General features: G+C 48.6%; 20 protein-coding genes and 2 other annotated features. Of the genes, 14 read left to right on the top strand and 6 right to left on the bottom strand.

Features of this window, described 5'->3' with window-relative positions; genetic code table 11:
- Positions 1-18: 18 nt before the first annotated feature.
- The gene (locus tag CRO25_RS12790; RefSeq protein ID WP_072734452.1) at positions 19-927 is read left to right on the top strand and encodes a YitT family protein; all 909 of its coding nucleotides are present in this window, start codon (positions 19-21) and stop codon (positions 925-927) included.
- 59 nt (positions 928-986) lie between these two features.
- On the opposite strand, the gene ligD is transcribed toward CRO25_RS12790, so the two are convergent.
- The 5 genes from ligD to CRO25_RS12815 all read right to left on the bottom strand — a co-directional run bounded on the left by ligD (position 987) and on the right by CRO25_RS12815 (position 6396).
- Complete coding sequence (gene ligD, locus CRO25_RS12795; RefSeq protein ID WP_079695237.1) at positions 987-1877, bottom strand: non-homologous end-joining DNA ligase; 891 nt, start codon at positions 1875-1877, stop codon at positions 987-989.
- 80 nt (positions 1878-1957) lie between these two features.
- Positions 1958-2923, bottom strand: a complete 966-nt coding sequence (locus tag CRO25_RS12800) for an RNA ligase family protein (protein WP_079695238.1) — start codon at positions 2921-2923, stop codon at positions 1958-1960.
- Positions 2924-2991: 68 nt separating this feature from the next.
- Positions 2992-4089, bottom strand: coding sequence for an endospore germination permease (locus tag CRO25_RS12805; RefSeq protein ID WP_179132162.1), 1098 nt, complete (start codon positions 4087-4089; stop codon positions 2992-2994).
- 218 nt (positions 4090-4307) lie between these two features.
- Entirely contained in the window at positions 4308-5177 is an 870-nt protein-coding gene (locus tag CRO25_RS12810; RefSeq protein WP_079695240.1) for a VOC family protein, read from the bottom strand.
- 307 nt (positions 5178-5484) lie between these two features.
- Complete coding sequence (locus CRO25_RS12815) at positions 5485-6396, bottom strand: Ku protein (RefSeq protein ID WP_079695241.1); 912 nt, start codon at positions 6394-6396, stop codon at positions 5485-5487.
- A gap of 197 nt (positions 6397-6593) precedes the next feature.
- Between CRO25_RS12815 and CRO25_RS12820 the strand changes: the two genes are divergently transcribed.
- The 8 genes from CRO25_RS12820 (at position 6594) to CRO25_RS12855 (ending at position 12814) form a co-directional block, all read left to right on the top strand.
- Complete coding sequence (locus CRO25_RS12820; protein ID WP_063564487.1) at positions 6594-6890, top strand: hypothetical protein; 297 nt, start codon at positions 6594-6596, stop codon at positions 6888-6890.
- 2 nt (positions 6891-6892) lie between these two features.
- Positions 6893-7069, top strand: a complete 177-nt coding sequence (locus CRO25_RS12825) for an H-type small acid-soluble spore protein (protein WP_053783520.1) — start codon at positions 6893-6895, stop codon at positions 7067-7069.
- Positions 7070-7262: 193 nt separating this feature from the next.
- Positions 7263-7745: a tRNA (adenosine(37)-N6)-threonylcarbamoyltransferase complex ATPase subunit type 1 TsaE gene (tsaE, locus tag CRO25_RS12830; protein ID WP_079695242.1), complete on the top strand. Its 483-nt coding sequence runs from the start codon at positions 7263-7265 to the stop codon at positions 7743-7745.
- Positions 7746-7747: 2 nt separating this feature from the next.
- Entirely contained in the window at positions 7748-8596 is an 849-nt protein-coding gene (gene tsaB, locus CRO25_RS12835) for a tRNA (adenosine(37)-N6)-threonylcarbamoyltransferase complex dimerization subunit type 1 TsaB (protein ID WP_079695399.1), read from the top strand.
- Positions 8597-8613: 17 nt separating this feature from the next.
- Positions 8614-9135, top strand: coding sequence for a ribosomal protein S18-alanine N-acetyltransferase (gene rimI / locus CRO25_RS12840; protein ID WP_063564485.1), 522 nt, complete (start codon positions 8614-8616; stop codon positions 9133-9135).
- Positions 9132-10181, top strand: coding sequence for a tRNA (adenosine(37)-N6)-threonylcarbamoyltransferase complex transferase subunit TsaD (gene tsaD, locus CRO25_RS12845; protein ID WP_079695243.1), 1050 nt, complete (start codon positions 9132-9134; stop codon positions 10179-10181). Before rimI ends, tsaD begins: the two co-directional genes overlap by 4 nt.
- Positions 10182-10275: 94 nt before the next feature.
- Positions 10276-10633 (top strand) — a binding site (T-box leader).
- Positions 10634-10699: 66 nt separating this feature from the next.
- Positions 10700-11044: a binding site (T-box leader), on the top strand.
- A 5-nt stretch (positions 11045-11049) separates the two neighbouring features.
- A complete protein-coding gene (locus CRO25_RS33345) occupies positions 11050-11274 on the top strand; it encodes a hypothetical protein (RefSeq protein ID WP_064640083.1) in 225 nt (74 codons plus the stop codon).
- Positions 11258-12814: a 2-isopropylmalate synthase gene (locus CRO25_RS12855; RefSeq protein ID WP_079695244.1), complete on the top strand. Its 1557-nt coding sequence runs from the start codon at positions 11258-11260 to the stop codon at positions 12812-12814. The genes CRO25_RS33345 and CRO25_RS12855 overlap by 17 nt, the downstream gene beginning before the upstream one ends.
- A gap of 523 nt (positions 12815-13337) precedes the next feature.
- Here CRO25_RS12855 and CRO25_RS12860 read toward each other — a convergent pair.
- Entirely contained in the window at positions 13338-15296 is a 1959-nt protein-coding gene (locus CRO25_RS12860) for an ABC-F family ATP-binding cassette domain-containing protein (protein ID WP_063564481.1), read from the bottom strand.
- A 278-nt stretch (positions 15297-15574) separates the two neighbouring features.
- On the opposite strand from CRO25_RS12860, the gene CRO25_RS12865 reads away from it, so the two are divergent.
- The 5 genes from CRO25_RS12865 (at position 15575) to tatC (ending at position 18567) form a co-directional block, all read left to right on the top strand.
- Positions 15575-16213: a 5-formyltetrahydrofolate cyclo-ligase gene (locus CRO25_RS12865; RefSeq protein WP_079695245.1), complete on the top strand. Its 639-nt coding sequence runs from the start codon at positions 15575-15577 to the stop codon at positions 16211-16213.
- A gap of 15 nt (positions 16214-16228) precedes the next feature.
- Positions 16229-16732: a cyclic pyranopterin monophosphate synthase MoaC gene (gene moaC, locus CRO25_RS12870; RefSeq protein WP_079695246.1), complete on the top strand. Its 504-nt coding sequence runs from the start codon at positions 16229-16231 to the stop codon at positions 16730-16732.
- Between the two features lie 37 nt (positions 16733-16769).
- The gene (locus CRO25_RS12875) at positions 16770-17255 is read left to right on the top strand and encodes a molybdenum cofactor biosynthesis protein B (RefSeq protein ID WP_024630749.1); all 486 of its coding nucleotides are present in this window, start codon (positions 16770-16772) and stop codon (positions 17253-17255) included.
- A gap of 202 nt (positions 17256-17457) precedes the next feature.
- Complete coding sequence (locus CRO25_RS12880; RefSeq protein WP_064640077.1) at positions 17458-17706, top strand: twin-arginine translocase TatA/TatE family subunit; 249 nt, start codon at positions 17458-17460, stop codon at positions 17704-17706.
- Between the two features lie 78 nt (positions 17707-17784).
- Positions 17785-18567: a twin-arginine translocase subunit TatC gene (gene tatC, locus CRO25_RS12885; RefSeq protein ID WP_063564478.1), complete on the top strand. Its 783-nt coding sequence runs from the start codon at positions 17785-17787 to the stop codon at positions 18565-18567.
- The last annotated feature ends 181 nt before the right edge of the window (positions 18568-18748 follow it).

Raw genomic sequence — 18748 nt, forward strand, 5'->3', positions numbered from 1 at the left:
AAAACGGGGGGGGATACCATGTCCAATGTATCGGTTAAAGAACTAACATCCAAGCCGGACCGCAATGTGAAGAGTTCGGTGTTTTCACTGAAGCTTCTGCAGCGCATCGTGATGATTCTGGTCGGTGCTGCACTGATGGCTGTGTCACTCGAAGTATTTCTCGTGCCGAATGGCGTTATTGATGGGGGAATAACAGGGATCTCGATTATGGTGTCAGAGCTCACACATCTGCCACTCGGAATTTTCCTGACCTTGCTGAACTTGCCTTTCCTGATTCTGGGGTATAAACAAATTGGTAAAACGTTTGCGCTATCTACACTGCTTGGGATCGTTGTAATGTCCATTGGAACGTCATTGTTACACCGCGTTCCTGCACTGACGCCAGGTGAACCACTGCTTGGAGCTGTATTTGGTGGATTGATCTTGGGGGTTGGTGTTGGTCTCGTCATTCGTTCTGGCGGTTCACTGGATGGTACGGAGATTGTAGCCATACTGTTGAGTGAGAAATCACCATTGTCTGTAGGTCAGATCGTATTGTTCATTAACGTATTTATTTTTGCAGGTGCAGGTTTTGTGTTTGGCTGGCCAAACGCCCTGTATTCCATGATTGCTTATTATATTGCAATGAAGATGATTGATATTGTGAATGAAGGATTGGATCAATCCAAATCGGTATGGATTATCAGCGAGAAGTACCGTGATATTGGTTCAGCCTTAACCGACCGTCTAGGTCGTGGTGTCACTTTCCTGGATGGAGAGGGTGGCTTCAGCGGAGACGAGAAGAAAATTATCTTTGTGGTTATTACTCGTTTGGAAGAAGCTAAACTGAAGTCCATTGTTGAAGATTGGGACCCACATGCCTTTGTGGCGATTGGTAACATTCACGATGTGAAGGGCGGACGTTTCAAGAAAAAAGGTATACATTAGCGAATCTCATCGCGCGTAAACGAAAAGATAGCCGGTACCCTTGGTTTGAGGGTGACCGGCTATTTTTGTTTTAAATGCTGGATGATCAGTTCAACAGGCTGGGGATCGACAGCTGCGATCAGATCTCCGGTCTTCGTCAGGCGCTCCACGATGTTCATCAAGTGGTAATCCTTGATCGAAACGTTGTTCCGCACTTCATCCCATGTGAGTGGAGTAGACACAGTGCCACCTGGCTTGGCGCGGGGAGTGTAAGGAGCTGCGAGCGTTTTGCCACCGTAATGCTGGAGGTAATCAAAATAAATGCGATCCCCCCGGTCTTTTTTTAGTCGTTCCAGTGTAAATAGATCCGGATGTTTTTGAGTGACGTATTTGCCTACAAAATAACCGATGTCTCTTAATTCATCGAAGGTTACACCTTGGCGAATCGGAACAATAATCTGTACACCTGTGGCACCGGATGTTTTCGGTACCGATCTCAAACCAAGTGAAGTTAGCGTTTCCCCCACGATTAAGGCCGCCTGCATAATGCGAGGTTCTTCTTCCAGCGAAGGATCGAGATCAATCATCCACTCGCAAGGCAGATGGTTGCCTACGGCATGCAAGGAAGGATGAAACTCCAGAGCGGCCAGATTGCCAAGCCATAACAGATCAGGGAGGTCGTTCATCACCACATATCGTATCCCGTCATGCATCTCGGTTCGCACAAACTCCGGAACGGGCTCTGGGGCATTTTTCTGATAGAAAAACTCGCCGCCTGCACCATGCGGATAACGTATCGTGGTGAGCAGCCGATTACGGGTGTAAGTAAGTAGGTAGGGAGCCAGTGCCGCCAACTTTTGCAAATAGATAGCCTTGGTTACACCTGCTTCGGGCCATAACAACTTGTCTGGATTAGTCACAGTAAGTTCCATTCCATTAATCGTTATGGTGCCCTTTATTGTATGGGCCATGAATAACACCTCCTCTGGTGAACAAGTATAATTTTAAAAGGAAAGCCTTTTTACTGTTTCAGGTGGATGTAAAAATTAGTTTATCGTTCAGGGATAAGATGACTGATCTGGCTGATCTCACACTCATCTCGCTTTACCGAAGCAAAAGCCTGGATGCTTGGGTGACGTAGGGTAAGATGGTGGGTGAGTTCCATGAATTGCACTTTGACGCCGATCTGTGGTTCAACCCATGTCGTCTCCGCGCTTCTCTCAGGTATGTTATGGAATGGTCTATCCTTTCGGATGAGAGGCTGTACTTTTTCGGTTAGTTTACGCCAGGAGTCCGAGTTCAGTTTACCCGTGCCGACATGACCAATATAGACAAAGTTTGGCCCATCATATACACCGACTGCGATTGCATTGACGATACCACTGCGGTAGGTGACCCCGCCAATCATCGCATATAGATCGTGGAAAATCTTGACCTTCTGCCAGCGTTGATCCTTACCGTTAATTCCATAGGTACTGGAAAGGTCTTTACATACAATTCCCTCCATCTGGTGCTGTCTCATCACAGTGAGCAGGGCGTCCGGATCTGACGTGTTGGTCACCTCCTGAACATGGGGAGCAGGATTCAGAACTTGATGCAGCAGACGCTGACGTTTTGCAAGTGGTTGATCTGTGACCCATACCCCATCGCAGAAAAGAATATCAAATACCATATAAGTCACCGGAATCTGGTTTACAGCTTGGGCAATGCCATCCGGTCTGCTCATGCGATCTCGCCGCAACACGTGATAGAAGGACGGTTTTCCCGTATCCGGGTCAAGGGCAATAATCTCTCCATCCAAAATATAAGAAGGGACGGAGCACAGATTGCGTGGCTGAACCAGCTCAGGATATTGCGCAGTTCGGTTGTGCAATCTGCGATTAATTAATTGAATTCCCTGTCCGTCCTCGTAAGCAAGCATGCGGACCCCATCCCATTTGATTTGGGCAATCCAGTTTTGCCCGCTAGGGATCACATCTCGGGATATAGGTTCAAAAGGAACCAGAGGATTGAACATGTGCCTAAAACTCCTTTCCTCTTTCAAATCTGCCTGGAGGTTGATGCCCTAAGTTGACTGTCGCAAGTTTAACTCTTCCGCAGCCGTACCCTTAGTTTATGTACCATAATGAGCAGCAAAGGAATTGCAATGCCACAGGTCAGATCCCAATCAATCCAATACGGAATAACAACCTTGAGATAGAAATTTTCGTTTGGAGCTAGAACAATGGACATGGACAGAACCAACAGGGCACAAGGCAAAATGAGTGGACGATAGCTGGACAATTTGAAGAGATGAGTGATTCCGAGTACAAAGCTATAGAAGAACAGAATGCTTTTGAAAAAGACAGCAATAATCCAGACGGAGGCCATTAAGGCCTCGATTCGCTGCAAAAAGTTTCCTATATTGATCTTCAGCGACAGATTAAATGCTGCGAACCAATGGTGCTGCGTCATAAATGGACCCATGACCAGCAGACAGATGGTTAGCGTTAGGGTAAGCATCAATCCCCCTATGATGGCTGCTAGAAGGATATCCTTTTCCCAATGTGCTTCCTTTTTGGCATAAGGAAAGAGCATAAGAAAGATACACAATTCACAATAAGGATAGGTAAGCACAGCGACAAAGCCTTTAAAGGGATTCAGAAATCCTTCTCCAAGAATAGGCTTGATGTTGTCCAGATGCGAATGCGGGAACAGACAGACGGTCAGAATGAGCAGAAATAGCACGATCAGGGGAAGAAATACCTCGGCGCTCCTGCCTATGGGTTCCAGACCAGATAAGAGCCCCCAGACAAGAGTGAAAACAAAGAGCAAATTCACAATGAAGAGCGGGGATTCAGGCAAGATCTGGGTCGTCATGAAATCCCCAATTTCTCGTATAAACGCGGAGGTACCCATTAGAAAATAGAATAGATAAAAACAGCTAATGAAGGCCCCGATCCAGGGCCCAAGAGTATGCAATGCATGTTGAATCAGATTCATCCGGGGCTGCAGTTTGTATACAACGAGCATTATGGACAGTATGCCTGCTCCTCCAGCAACGCCCAATAATGCGGACAACCATGCATCCTGATGCGCATATGAGGTGACCATTGAGGGGAAGACGATAATCTGTTCACCAATCGTGCATAAGAACATCAGCGAGCCCAGTTGTCTTACAGTTAAACGCCCCTTTTCAATCATGTGGGTTCTCCTTCGCATGTCAATCTAGATATTTGGTTAGGATACGCCAATTACACCAATTTTATTAGGAAATGGATAAAGGCATATATCAACATAAAAAAAAGGTAGGCAAAAAAGCCCGGACAACTGAATTCCCTATATGGAGCGAGGGAATTTGTATCCGGGCTAATCAGAGTACTCAATTTAATACACAATATTAACTTCACGGATTTCCCGTGTTAGCCCGCTGTAGTCAAGCGAATACGAATATTCTGTGGGTCTACAGTAAACCAGTCCTTACCTTGCTGTTCGATAGATGCGTTCGATTGACGCAGTTGTTCTACAGCTTTTTTCAATTGTTCTTTCTCGTCATAAATGATGGTGAAGTAGTCAATGCCTGTCGCATTGTCAGGAGTTACAGGCGCGCCTGTACCAGCCCAAATGTTCAGCCCGATATGATGGTGATAACCGCCTGCGGACACAAACAGGGCGGACATGTTGGCGAAGTTACCAACGATATCGAATCCAAGCACTCCTGTATAGAAACGGCGTGACTCTTCCAGACTGCGTACATGGAAGTGAACATGACCAATGACCGTTCCGGCAGGCAATCCCTGCCAAGGCTCGTTTGCGGCCAGAGCGAACAGGCTGTCTACATCAACAGGATCACTTGACATAATGTAGTTATTATCTGCATCTCGCTTCCAGGTGTCGCGGGCGCGGTCTGCATAGATTTCGATACCGTTCTGATCCGGATCTGAAATGTAGAATGCTTCACTGACCAGATGATCACCCTGACCAATTTCAATGCCGGATTCAGCCAGATTACGGAGGGCAAGGCCCAGCGATTTACGGTCAGGCAGCAGGATGGCGAAGTGATATAGACCTGAAGTGGAGCGAACAGGCATCGTCACGGCATTGGTCAACTGCTCAAGGCGTAGAAGCGAATGCTTTCCATCGGCAGTCATGGTAGCGACTTTTTCACTGCGTTCAAGCAGTTTCAGTCCGACCACCTCGGTATAAAATTGAATGGATCGCTCCAAATTGCTGATTCGCAGACTTACTTCACCCAGATGGGTTGTAGCAGGAATTTGATAAGTAGAAGTCATAAGGATTTCCTCCTGTAAACAAGTTTAGTTGGTTTGTTGCGGTTCGCCCATTGGCAATGGTATAGGGCTATTGTAATGTCATAGCTCATGTAGATATGAGACTCAACTGTACATTTATAAATAAGTTACTTTTAATAAGTTAATATAAAATATAAATCAACTTTCGTCAATTGTATTTTCGATTTTGGTGTAGTCATTCTTGGTTGAATATTACTTCTATTATGGAATACAAAACAAAAATCCGGCTTCATGGCCGGATCTCCAATGTTGATGTTGGTGACAAACGAATCTCTTTGTTGTTTGCCGCTTAAGCCTTGGGCTTAGGCGCAGCCTTCTTTCTTTTCGCAGGAGCAGGAGCCTCTTCTTCTCCTCCAGCCACTGCTTGGACCGAAGTTTTCTTAGGAGCACGTTTTTTGGGTTTGGCTGTGGTGGTTCCGGGATCGGTTGGAATGGGCTTCACAGCTTCAATACTTGCTTGCAATGCTGCCATAAGATCCATGACATTCGCTTCCGGCTTGGCAGGGGCAATTTTGATTTCTTCACCGGCTACTTTGTGATTGATCAGATCCAGCAGTTTGGCGCGGTAGTCGTCTGTATATTTACCAGGTTCAAAAGGAGTGGATAACTGATTGATCAGCAGTTTCGCCATCGTCAACTCCTTCTCGTTTACGTTCAGGACCTCGGGCAGGTTGGGAACCTGAGAGACGGGACGGATTTCGTCTGGATAGAAAATGGTTTCCATAGAGAGGCAATCGTCCAGTACACGGATCGCGGCCAAACTGCTTTTGGAGCGAATGGATATCTTGGCGATGCCAATCTTTCCTGTATCCCGCATGGCAGTCATTAATAGCTGGTAGGCGTTTCCTCCCGCTTGATCGGGGGAGAGGTAATACGTTTTTTGAAAATAAATCGGATCGATCTCCGTTAAATCTACGAAGTCCAGAATGGTAATGGTTTTGCTGCTGGAATCATTTAACGCTTCAAGCTCGTCCTTCTCGAACAAGACGAATTTGCCTTTCTCATATTCATATCCTTTGGTGATCTCTTCCCATTGAACCTCAACTTCGCAGGAAGGACATTTACGTACATAAGCGAGTGGGCTGCCGCAGACTTTGTGAATGTAACGCATGGAGATGTCTTTGTCTTCGGTGGCCGAAAACATTTTGACAGGAACATGAACCAGACCAAAGCTAATTGCACCTTTCCAGACCGTATGCATGAACGGCTCCTTTCCGAGAACATTTTATGTATAGTATGGGCATTTCACGGGCGGGATAACCGTATTTCCCCGGAAGCGGTATGCTTCAGAAAGAGTGGGGGATGATAACAGAAACATCCTTAAGATCTGTGCTGTATGGCGCTGGTTTTGGAAGAGGATGATGTTAGTTATTAACTATCACGTTAGGAGGCACCCCTATGAAGAACAAACGAGACGAAGCTGAAGCTCACGCCCATACGTTCTCTCCGTATCCTCGTGCCGAGTCGGAAGGGTCTGAAGGTTTTCATACGCCTGCAACAGCGGTTAACTGGGAGGCTATTACCTCAGAAGAGCTGCCGCTTGACCGGGAGTCATTCATGCTGGACATTGACCGGATGGTGAATGAGGGTTTGGGCGGTGGACAAGTTACAGAAGATAACGGTTATATCGGTGAAAGTACGACAGATAGCATGGTGCGGGAATCGCATGATGATCCGGAAGGGGAGTATGAATAATGTTGGATGTGAAACGCGCGAAAGCCATTTATGATTCCAAAGATACGATTGCAGTTACATTGGAAGGAGATCCGGTCTGGATCGAAAATGTGGATGAAGCTAATGGCATGGCAACGGTGCAGGTGGGCAGCAGACCGGGGAATACCCAGACGGTACGTGTAGACCGTTTGGAAGAGTAAAAGGCAAAGTGCTGGTGAAGGATGTCTAGGAAGGCCGGTGCCGTCAGGTACCGGTTTATTTGTCGTTCGTGTGAATGGTGGCCTGTCTTCCGTACTGCTTCTGATCCTTCGATGTTGCGGGGGGAGAATGGGACCGATATAATAAAGTTCAAAGTGAACTCAGGCGGCTTGACCGCCAAAGGTGGGGCGTATATTGAATCAGACGCATGAGCAGTGGGTGTATCACTCCCATGGCATTGCAGATACAGAAGTACTCGCGTCCGCACTCGCTGAACAGGCAACCGCCGGGATGGTGATTGCATTGGACGGTGATCTGGGCGCGGGCAAAACGGCATTTTCGCAAAAGTTTGCCTGGCATTTGGGTGTACGTGATGTGGTCAACAGCCCCACGTTTACACTGATCAAGGAATACGAAGGGCGTCTGCCCTTATATCACATGGACGTGTATCGCATATCGCTGGAAGAAGCGGACGAGCTTGGACTGGATGAGTATTTCTATGGAACCGGAGTCAGTCTGGTTGAATGGTCCAGCATCATTCCCGAATTACTGCCGCAGGAACACTTGCATGTGCAGATCGAGACGACGGGTCCAGAGGATCGAACGATTACGCTGGATGGGTATGGCGAGACTTATGCTGCCATGTGCCAACAGTTCAGACAGAATGGAGTCAAATGATGATGGAAGATTTACAAAAACAGCCGCGCCAGCGGTTTTTGGCGTTGGATACATCGACTGCGGTGATGGCAGCCTCAGTTATGGAAGGCCACGCCCTTCTGGAAGAACGGAATGAACGGGCAGAACGCAACCATTCGGTACACGTCGTGCCTGTAATGGAGCAGCTGCTGGAAGCTAGCAGCACGCAGCCGGGACAGCTGGACGGCATTGCCGTGGGCATTGGCCCGGGCTCGTACACGGGCATCCGCATTGCGGTGACCGCGGCGAAAACGTTAGCCTGGGCGTGGGACATCCCGGTTGTCGGGGTGTCCAGCCTTCAGGCCCTGGCCTGGGGCGGCTGGCACAGTGGCCTCGCCGCCAAGGCCGAAGCTGCGGCAGAGGATGCCGCAGCAGGGGCTGGCGGAACGCCATCCGCGGACCAGGGCGGCACAGGTGCCGCCTCTGTCCACTGGATCGTTCCGCTTGTGGATGCAAGGCGCGGTCAAGCCTATACCGCGCTGTTTGCCTCCGCCGGGAGCGCTGCGCCCCGGCGGCTGGCGCCAGATGCCATCCGTATGGTGGACGGATGGCTGGAAGCCCTCGCCGCCCGCATGGCGGAAGCGGCGCCGGAAGAGCGGCCCGCTGCCGTCTGGATTGTCGGCGAGACGGGCCCGCATGTGGCACAAGCGGCTGAGCTTCGCTGCCCCGCAGGAACGGCGCTCCAGCTTGTACCCTATGAGCTGGAGGGCCGCTGGGTTGGGCGCTTAGGCGCCGAGGCGCTGCTTGCAGGTCAGCGAGATGACGTGCATGCGCTCGTGCCTAATTACACTCAGCTGGCTGAAGCGGAAGCCAACCTGCTACGCAAAGGCTAAAGGGGGAGGGGAAGCAGATGGACAACGTGGAGAATGATGAGCAGGAAGCAACGCTTCAGTTCAGGTTCATGACTCTGGATGATATTCCCGATGTAATGATTATTGAACATGAAGCCTTTACCCTGCCCTGGACGGAAGAAGCATTTCAAAATGAATTGACACACAATCATTTTGCTAAATATATGGTCATGGAATTGGAAGGTACAGCGATCGGCTATGCCGGCATGTGGACAATCATGGATGAAGCCCACATTACCAATATTGCAGTCCGGGAAGCTTATCGTGGGCGCAAGCTCGGTGAGAAGCTTCTGGACGAATTGATGAAAACGGCGGCTTATCTCGGGATGGAACGAATGACGCTGGAAGTCAGGGTTTCGAACCGGATTGCCCAGAGCTTGTATCAGAAAAAAGGGTTTGAATCGGCTGGTCTTCGCAAAGGGTATTACTCCGACAATGGGGAAGATGCGATGATTATGTGGGCGAATTTGCCGCCTGCGAGCCGGAGCGGCGAAGAGGAAGGAAGCGTAACGGATTCATGAAGGATTTCAATGAAAAGGTAAGTTCAGCACCATCTTATATATTGGCCGTGGAGACAAGCTGTGATGAAACATCCGTAGCGGTAGTCAAGGATGGACGGGAAGTGCTGTCCAATCTGATCTCCAGTCAGATCGAGACACATAAGGCATTTGGCGGAGTTGTACCTGAAGTGGCTTCGCGTAAACACGTTGAAGTGATTACGCTGATGTTGGAACAGGCTATTGAACAATCTGGCATCCGTCCGCGTGATCTGAGTGCAATCGCCGTGACGCAAGGGCCTGGACTGGTTGGTGCATTGCTGGTTGGTATCGTCGCGGCGAAAACCATGGCCATGGCACTTGGCAAACCACTCATTGGCACACATCATATTGCGGGACATATCTATGCCAACAGACTTACCCATGAGCTGCAATATCCAGCGATGGCACTGGTGGTTTCAGGTGGTCATACCGAGCTTGTGCATATGGAATCCGAAGGTAAGTTCAAACTGATCGGCCGTACGCGTGACGATGCTGTAGGCGAGGCTTATGACAAAGTAGCGCGTGCACTGGGTTGCCCCTATCCGGGAGGACCGCATGTGGACCGGATGGCTGCTGAAGCAGAGCAGGCGGTACCTTTGCCACGCGTCTGGCTGGAAGCAGATTCGTATGATTTCAGCCTGAGTGGTCTGAAGTCTGCTGTGTTGAATGTGCTGAATCAAGCCAAAATGCGCGGAGAAACGCTTGAACCATCGGCTGTGGCACGGGGCTTCCAGGAAGCTGTCGTCGAAGTGCTGGTAGAAAAAGCAGTACGGGCTGTCCGTGAGTATGGATCTCGTCAATTGCTGTTATGCGGTGGCGTTGCGGCAAACCGGGGATTGCGTTCAGCTTTGCAGGAGCGTTGTGCGAAGGAAGGGCTCGAATTGCTGATCCCGCCGATGGAATATTGCACCGACAATGCAGCGATGATTGGAGCTGCAGCGTATTTGAAATGGCAGCGGGGAGAAATCTCGGAATTCGATGCCAAAGCTGATCCTGGACTTTCACTTGAGGCATGGTCTGTTCAATAGTTATAGAATGATTCATGCATATGAAGACTTGACAGTCTCAAGTGAAGAATGTATATTAATTACAAATTAAAACAGGAATTATGATTCCTGAACTGAAAACGCAATGAACAGGAACAGTAGGGTATTTCCCGGTCTTAGAGAGCTGCGGTGTGGTGCAACGCAGTCGAAGGAAACCTGAAACTCACCTGGAAGCGGAACGATGGAACACGGTAACTCCTCGGGAGAAGCCGAAGGCCGATGATGGCCCAAAGTACATGGTTACGGGTTGCCTCCGTGAATGGGCCGTTGTTGATGGAATCCGGATGACATATCGGTAGAAGATCAACAATAACTGAGGGGGCTTTTGTCACTTTGGGCAATGATAACGGTATGGACGCATACAGGATCAGCTCGAAGGAAATGAAAGTCAACAAGAGTGGTACCGCGAAGGTGAACAGCCTGTCGTCTCTTGCATTATTGCAGGAGATGGCAGGCTTTTTTGATTTTCAAAATGGTGATTAAATTCATGGTCACATATCATAAATGTAATGAACGGGAGCAGTAAAACGATAAAGCGCACAGAGAGCTGCGGGTTGGTGCAACGCAGTGGCTGGAATCGTTTGAATCTCGCCCGGGAACGGAGCTGTGGAAGCAGTGAGACGATGTCTCATCCCTTGTCCTTGTAACCAAAGGACATCGTGGTACACAGCAACGGCTAACCTCCGTTATAGGGTGTTTCTCCGGCTGGATCGGTTGTTATTGTTGCGTGTACGCAACTGCAATGGATCTGGGCCGGAGACGACGAGGTGGATGGTGCCTGGCGCAAGCCTGACCCATCAAGCAAGAGTGGTACCGCGGAGGGATAATAACCCGCCGTCTCTTAGATGAGATGGCGGGTTATTTGTGTTTGCTGCCGGCAGCAGGGTGGGCGATGGGAATCCATAATCATGGTTTAGAAAGAAATAAGACTGGCGTGCAAGTCGACGTGCACGCCGGCATGGAGTGCAAAATGAATAAACATAGAAAACGGGAAGTGAACGCCTCGTTCCGATCCCAAAAATCCAATATACATTCAAATTTGATGGAGGTTGATGAATATGACAACGAACAATAACAAACGCATGATTGAGATTTTTGATACAACACTGCGCGATGGAGAACAAGCACCGGGAGCGAGTCTGCAGCCTGAACAAAAAATTGAACTGGCACATCAGTTGGCTTCTCTGGGCATTGACGTCATCGAGCCTGGATTCCCGATCTCAAGTCCAGGTGAGTTCGCGGCGGTTCAGGCGATTTCCAGACAACTGCAAAACGTGGAGATTTGCGGATTTGCGCGTGCGGTCAAAGGGGATATTGATGCAGCCGTTCGAGCAACGGCTGACGCAGCGCGCCGCCGGATTCACTTGTTTATTTCCTCTTCGGACATTCATATTGAGCATCAACTGCGCCGTCCGCGCAGCGAAGTCGTAGCTACCGCCCGGGAGATGGTCTCCTATGCACGTCAGTTCACGGATATTGTGGAATTCACTGCCATGGATGCGGCTCGCACGAAGATGGATGATTTGATCGAGATGGTCGAAGTAGCCATTGAAGCGGGAGCAAGTATTATCAATTTGCCAGATACGGTTGGGTACGCACTGCCACATGAATATGGAGAGATGTTCCGTCAGGTACGTGAGGGCGCAAGAGGCGGAGATAAGGTTCGATACAGCGCCCACTGTCATAATGATTTGGGCCTTGCGGTTGCCAACAGTCTGGCTGCGATTGCCAACGGTGCTTCCCAGATCGAAGTAACCATCAACGGTGTGGGCGAACGGACGGGTAACTGTGCATTGGAGGAGCTGATTATGGCTCTGGAGACGCGGGGAGATGTTATTGGCGCAACGACAAATATCAAACTGAACCAGATGTATGAGACATCCCGTCAGATTAGCCGTGCGATGCATTTCCCAATTGCATACAACAAACCGGTGGTAGGGCGCAATGCCTTCCAGCATGAGTCTGGTATTCATCAGGATGGTCTGCTTAAGAATCGGAGTACGTATGAGATTATGGACCCGGAAGCGCTGGGAATTCCACGCAGCATGATTATTCTGGGCAAACATTCCGGTCGTCACGCTTTGAAAGATCGGGTTCGTAAATATGGCTTTGAACCGGATGAGCAGCAAATGGAACAGCTGTATGAGATATTTAAAGAAACTGCCGATCAACAGAAAGTGGTCAGTGATGACCAGTTATTGCAGATGGTGAGCCAGACCATGAATATTCCTGCCCAGGATTATGAACTGGTTGAATTGCAGGTTACGGCCGGCAGCATGACGGATCGAATGGCAGCAGTTCGTATTCGCACGAGCGCAGGGGAGCAATCCTATTCTGCGGTTGGCGGTGGTCCGGTAGATGCAACGATTCGTGCGATTGGTCAAAGTATCTCGGACGACATTACGTTTGTCGATATGGAAATGCACGCACTGAGTGGAGGAGAGGCTGCGAGTGCAGAAGCTGCAGTTACTGTGGAACGTGCAGGACGTGAATTCAGAGGAACTGCCACGCACAATGATATTGTCATGGCAGCCGGTTTGGCTTATGTAGCAGCTTGCAATGCGGCCGGACTGAAGGCGGAGTCTTCCGAAAGTGATGAATCAGTGCACGCGTAATAGTACTCCAGTAAATCCATAACTTTATGTCAAAAATAAACCAGAGGCAGGCCTTAAATACAGAGGTCTGCTTTTGTCCTTTTATAGGAGAAAAATTTGAAAGAACGAATGCGTTTGTCAAGGTGTGATTATAGTTATCCACATATTCAGTGTAAATTGTGGGTAACTATCTCAAAGTCAAACCAGTAATGTTTTCGAAAATAAAAGGCTTTAGGGGATAAAATGGTCGAGTTATATTCACAAAGTTGTGGATAATGTGGATAACTCGGTGGATAAATATGGTTTTTGTGCAAAAAAAGCTATTCTACCGCCGTATAATTAAATGAATTGAATTGCTTGCTATCTTGCTTTCTTGTGGATAAATTAGAGGATTTACAACGTGAAAATATTTTACTTGATTCGAGTGGATTTGACAAATAGGGAATCATCCTACTCAAATCTGTCTCGCTTTATTCTCAAAAAAAAGCCAATCCCGTAAGGAATCAGCTTTTGATATAAAATCCAGTCTATTTTGTTTTTTTTCTTATTCCAAAGCTAATTCTTCCCACTCTTCATAAGCCTTGGCAAGTTGAAGCTTGTGATCCTCCGCTTTCTCCTGAAGCTCTTGCAGCTTCATGTAGTCCTGATATATTTCAGGCAGAGCCATCTGAGCCTCAAGCTCTGTAATCTCCGTTTCCAGCTTCGCAATCTGTTGTTCCAGAGCTTCCTGCTTGCGTTGCCGGTTACGTTCTTCGCGCTTGGCCTGCTTGTCCGCTTCGAATGAGGCGGCACCGGATTTTTCGGTTGCGGATAGACCTGGATCAGATTTGGCTGAGTTTTTGTTAGAGGCCTGGCGTGCTTCAGCAGCTTCGCGCGCAATATCTTCAAGCTCCTGTTTCTTCTCTACATAATCATCATAATTGCCGAGGTAATGCTCTGTTCCGCCGGGATGCAGCTCGACAATACGTTCAGCCATTTTATTGAGGAAATACCGGTCATGCGAGATGAACAGCAATGTGCCCTCATAGTCCATCAGCGCCGCTTCAAGCACTTCTTTGGCGAACAGGTCGAGATGGTTCGTAGGCTCATCCAGAATGAGCATATTGGCTTCCTTGAGCATGAGCTTGGAGAGGGAGACACGAGCTTTTTCTCCACCGCTAAGAGATGAGATCTTTTTGAGTACATCATCTCCACTGAACAGGAAGTTGCCTAGTACCGTACGAATCCGTGATTCTTCCATACCTGGATATGCGCTCCACAGTTCTTCCAATACGGTATTGGAAGGATTAAGTCCCGTCTGCTCCTGATCATAATAGCCAATCTGCACCTTGGTACCCCATTGGATCTCACCGCTTACAGGGCGCAAACTTCCGGTGAGGCATTTGAGCAAGGTAGATTTTCCGATACCGTTCGGACCGATCAAAGCAACCGTTTCCCCGCGTCTTAGATCAAAAGATACATTGCGGAATAACGGCGAAGCCTCATCGTAGGCAACGGAAAGCTGATCCACACGGAGCACTTCCTTGCCGGACATCACAGCCGGTTCGAACGAGAAATGAGCTTTCTTCAAATCTCCCATCGGTTTGTCGAGTCGATCCATCTTGTCGAGTGCCTTGCGGCGGCTCTGTGCCCGTTTGGTTGTTGAAGCACGGACGATATTCTTCTGAACAAACTCCTCCATCTTGGAGATTTCATCCTGTTGTTTCTCGTATTGCTTCATCTGGCTTTCGTACTCGGCAGCTTTCAGTTCCATGTACCGGCTGTAATTGCCCGTATATTTTTTGGAGCGGTGCCGTTCGATCTCCACGATGTTCGTTACAAGCCGATCAAGGAAATACCGGTCATGAGATACAACCAGCAGGGCGCCAGAATAACCTCTCAGGTAATCTTCGAGCCACGTCAGGGTGGCGATATCGAGATAGTTGGTAGGCTCGTCCAGCATGAGCAGATCAGGGGCCTGAAGCAAAATGCGAGCAAGCGCAAGACGTGTCTTTTGCCCGCCGCTCAGTGTGGCAATCTGGGTATCTGGTGAGAATTCACCGAAGCCCATCCCGTGCAGTACACTGCGAATGCGGGTTTCCATTTCATAACCGCCATGATCCTTGAACCAGTCCGAGCGTTTCGCATAACGCTCAAGCAGATCGGCATACTTTTTTTCATCTTCCATTTGCGCGGGATCAGCAATATCCTGTTCCATCTGACGCAAATCTGCTTCCGCCTGAGTCAGGTGGCCGAATACGTTCATCATTTCTTCCCATATGGAGCGATCGGATTGCAGTCCGCTGTTCTGAGCGAGGTAACCAAGCGTTGTTTCCTTGGATTTGAAAATCTGCCCACCATCGTAGGACATTTCTCCAGCCACAATTTTGAGTAAAGTGGATTTCCCTGCGCCGTTAACACCAACGAGTCCGATGCGCTCGCGTTCTAATATTTGTAAGTTCACGCCGTCCAGGATTGGATCGACACCAAAACGTTTGATAATTCCGGATACTTGCAGCAGCATAAAATTAAGTTCCTCCATAGGTCCAGTTCTTGATATGACAACTATACCCCAGTTTACATGAAATACAGAGCAAATGCACCGATTAGGAGTGCTTGGGGCGTGTAGTCTTTTTGGTCAATCAATGATAAACTGAAAGAAGGCATGTTAATACATGAGGATTTTGCAGAAAATGAATCATTTTAACGATTCCAACACGATGACAACTGGTGCATAACATATAAATGGTTTTAATTGAGAGCTAGTTTACCTTCCCGATCAACAGGAGGTTATTCAAGGACATGCAGGATCATACGGAACAGAAAATCCGTCTTCGTTCCAAGCTGAGACAGAGCCGGGATCTGATGGATGAAAGCATGCGTCAGCAGGCGATGAGTGAGATTAATGATGTGACGAAACGGGAGCTGGAGCGCCTTAGACGGGACAAATGGAAGCTGGGGAACAAGCGGCTTATGATTTTCAGCTATTTGTCTTATGGAAGCGAAGCATCTACGGCCTTTTTATTTGAAGAAGGCTGGAAGCATGGAGATCAGATGCTCGCGCCGAAAGTGCTGACGAATCCGGCTCGCATGGAATTGCGACGTGTCATGGGTGAACAGGATATTCAGCCGGGAATATGGGGGATACCTGAACCCAAGGATTCCTCTGAAGTGCTGCCACCTGATCGCTGGCCGGATATCGATCTTGTCATCGTACCGGGGCTGGGATATGACCTTCATGGAGGGCGCATTGGTTATGGCGGCGGTTATTATGATCGTTTTGCCGAGACACTTGCAGCGAAATGTGCGATGACGGACAAAAGGCCACGGATGGCTGCATTGGTATTGCCAGGCCAGCTACAGGATGAAATTCCGATGGACCCACTTGATCTGCGAATTGATCTGTTGATAACAACCGAAGGTATATTACATATCGAATAAAGGGTTGTGATGTGATTGAATTCAGAAACGAATAACGACCAGGCTTCGGGCAGTAAACTGACTCATTTTAATGAACAGGGCCGAGCTCGGATGGTTGATATTTCGGGTAAGGAAAGTACCGTGCGTACAGCTGTGGCGGTATCCAAAGTGACGATGAATCCGGCTACGCTTGAAGCGATTCGTGAGGGCCACATCGGCAAAGGTGACGTTCTGGCTGTGGCTCAAATTGCAGGCATTCAGGGTGCCAAGAAAACGTCGGACTGGATTCCGATGTGCCATCCATTGGCATTGACGGGTGTGGATATTCGTTTTCATGACAACGGTGTCGATGAATTGCAGATTGAAGTTACGGTCAAAACCGAAGGAAAGACAGGTGTCGAGATGGAGGCGCTCACGGCGGCGTCGGCTGCGGCACTGACGATCTATGACATGTGTAAAGCCATGCAAAAAGATATGATTATCGGTCCAACCATGCTTAATTCCAAAAGTGGTGGCAAAAACGGCGATTTCAGCCGATAAGGGACATTTATTTTCATAGAGGAGAAGGGTGATCTTTATGGTGTGGAGAACAGCAATCCTGACAGCCAGCGACAAAGGGGCCCGCGGGGAACGTGAGGATACGAGTGCCCAAGTGATCCGGGAACTTGTGGAAGAAGAACTGGGTGGGGAAATCGTGGAGTACCGCATCGTTCCGGATGAACCCGATGAGATTATTGCGGCATTGATTGAAATGACAGATTATTTTCACGCTGATTTGGTTTTGACCACTGGGGGTACGGAGCTTGCGATTCGTGATATTACTCCAGAAGCGACCCGGCGGGTTATTGAACGGGAAGTTCCAGGCATGGCTGAAGCCATGAGATACAGTGTTATGGGCAAGAATCGTTCTGCCATGCTGTTCCGCGGCGTATGCGGCATTCGCGGACGTACATTGATTGTCAACCTGCCAGGTACACCGAAGGGCGTGCATGAGCATTTGGCGGCCATCATGGATCAACTTCCGGAAGCGCTGCTGATGGTTACGGGGCAGTTCAAGCAATAAGAGTGAAACATATAGTAGCGGGTGTGAAATCAAGCAGGGAAAAATGATTGGATGTCGAGGTCTCTTTTGTGAATAATGTGGGTTATGTAAGTGGTTACATCTATGGTATGATTGACATAATTCAAAATGAAGCAAAGACATCCATGAGCCTATGGCCAAGCGTGTGCATCTTTGAAGCTTGAAACGAGGAGGAATAATATCAATGTTTAGTTCCATTGGACCAACAGGTTTTATTTTGCTGGCCGTTATCGCGTTGCTTTTGTTTGGACCTAACAAGCTTCCGGAATTGGGGCGGGCAGTCGGACGCACTTTCCGTGAATTCAAAGAAGGCGCACGTGAGATTATTTCGGATGATGATTCATCCAGTCGCAAGGAGCAGGAAAAGGCGAAGCCGCTGGCATCTGAAACTGCATCTGCAGACAAGCCTGAGGACAAACGCCTGCCGGAATAACTTTGACGGCAATGAAAGAGAAATCCCTTCCTGCCGGAAGGGTTTTGTATTTTAAGCTGGCAACAATGGGGGGCAGGCATGACGCAGCAGAAGGAAGAAATGACGCTTACAGAACATTTGAGTGAACTGCGCAAGCGGTTGATTTATGTGTTGAGTATTTTTATTTTGGGGCTGGTGGCAGGCTTTCTGGTGGCGGACCCGGTGTATCAATATCTGACGAAGGCAGAGACTGCTCAGGGGTTTGTGCTGCATGCATTCTCGTTCTGGGACGGGATTGGCATCTACATGAAGATTGCCGGTCTGTTCTCACTGGTCATCACGCTGCCGTTTACGGTGTTTCAGCTCTGGAAGTTTGTCAGTCCAGGTCTCAGGCCGCGTGAGCGAAAAGCCACGTTGAAGTATGTACCTTATGTATTTCTGTTATTTCTGATCGGGTTAGCTTTCTCCTATTACGTTGTTTTCCCGATGGCACTTTCTTTTACTTCATCGATTACGGAAAAAATGGGGCTTGTCGAGACTTACGGAATGAAGCAGTATTTCAGTTTTTTGTTTGGCATTGTACTGCCGGTATCCCTGTTGTTCGAACTTCCGTTAATCATTATGTTCCTGACAGGACTGCGCATATTGAATCCCATCCGGCTTCGCAAAATGCGCAGAGTCGCTTATTTTGTCCTGATTTTCATTGCGGTTGTGGTTACACCGCCTGACTTTATTTCCGATTTTCTTGTGATGATTCCTTTGCTCCTGTTATATGAGATCAGTGTGTTTCTGTCTGGCTTTGTGTATCGCAAACAGCTTGCAGCTGATGCAGAGGCTGAATCCCGTTACATCCGTGCCGAGGATAAGCAGAGCGCAGTATAACAAGAGAGATTCCATAGGATTTTTGTAACTGTGATAGTCTTGTATGGTGCCGTCCCGGGATAAGGCGACCAGTTCTTACCCGGGAACTAAAGGGAGACAAGCTTTTACGGTTATATATTCTGATGGACGGGACAAGCAGGCATATTATGTTCAACAATGGATACAATGGAAAAGGGCTGCC

This window comes from Paenibacillus sp. RU5M (assembly GCF_900221055.1).
Lineage (GTDB): Bacteria > Bacillota > Bacilli > Paenibacillales > Paenibacillaceae > Paenibacillus > Paenibacillus marchantiae.

Coding starts and splice junctions, on each gene's coding strand:
- CRO25_RS12790 (WP_072734452.1), top strand. CDS start 19: ATGTCCAATGTATCGGTTAAAGAACTAACATCCAAGCCGGACCGCAAT.
- ligD (WP_079695237.1), bottom strand. CDS start 1,877: ATGGCCCATACAATAAAGGGCACCATAACGATTAATGGAATGGAACTT.
- CRO25_RS12800 (WP_079695238.1), bottom strand. CDS start 2,923: ATGTTCAATCCTCTGGTTCCTTTTGAACCTATATCCCGAGATGTGATC.
- CRO25_RS12805 (WP_179132162.1), bottom strand. CDS start 4,089: ATGATTGAAAAGGGGCGTTTAACTGTAAGACAACTGGGCTCGCTGATG.
- CRO25_RS12810 (WP_079695240.1), bottom strand. CDS start 5,177: ATGACTTCTACTTATCAAATTCCTGCTACAACCCATCTGGGTGAAGTA.
- CRO25_RS12815 (WP_079695241.1), bottom strand. CDS start 6,396: ATGCATACGGTCTGGAAAGGTGCAATTAGCTTTGGTCTGGTTCATGTT.
- CRO25_RS12820 (WP_063564487.1), top strand. CDS start 6,594: ATGAAGAACAAACGAGACGAAGCTGAAGCTCACGCCCATACGTTCTCT.
- tsaB (WP_079695399.1), top strand. CDS start 7,748: ATGGAAGATTTACAAAAACAGCCGCGCCAGCGGTTTTTGGCGTTGGAT.
- rimI (WP_063564485.1), top strand. CDS start 8,614: ATGGACAACGTGGAGAATGATGAGCAGGAAGCAACGCTTCAGTTCAGG.
- tsaD (WP_079695243.1), top strand. CDS start 9,132: ATGAAGGATTTCAATGAAAAGGTAAGTTCAGCACCATCTTATATATTG.
- CRO25_RS33345 (WP_064640083.1), top strand. CDS start 11,050: ATGGCGGGTTATTTGTGTTTGCTGCCGGCAGCAGGGTGGGCGATGGGA.
- CRO25_RS12855 (WP_079695244.1), top strand. CDS start 11,258: ATGACAACGAACAATAACAAACGCATGATTGAGATTTTTGATACAACA.
- CRO25_RS12860 (WP_063564481.1), bottom strand. CDS start 15,296: ATGCTGCTGCAAGTATCCGGAATTATCAAACGTTTTGGTGTCGATCCA.
- CRO25_RS12865 (WP_079695245.1), top strand. CDS start 15,575: ATGCAGGATCATACGGAACAGAAAATCCGTCTTCGTTCCAAGCTGAGA.
- CRO25_RS12875 (WP_024630749.1), top strand. CDS start 16,770: ATGGTGTGGAGAACAGCAATCCTGACAGCCAGCGACAAAGGGGCCCGC.
- CRO25_RS12880 (WP_064640077.1), top strand. CDS start 17,458: ATGTTTAGTTCCATTGGACCAACAGGTTTTATTTTGCTGGCCGTTATC.
- tatC (WP_063564478.1), top strand. CDS start 17,785: ATGACGCAGCAGAAGGAAGAAATGACGCTTACAGAACATTTGAGTGAA.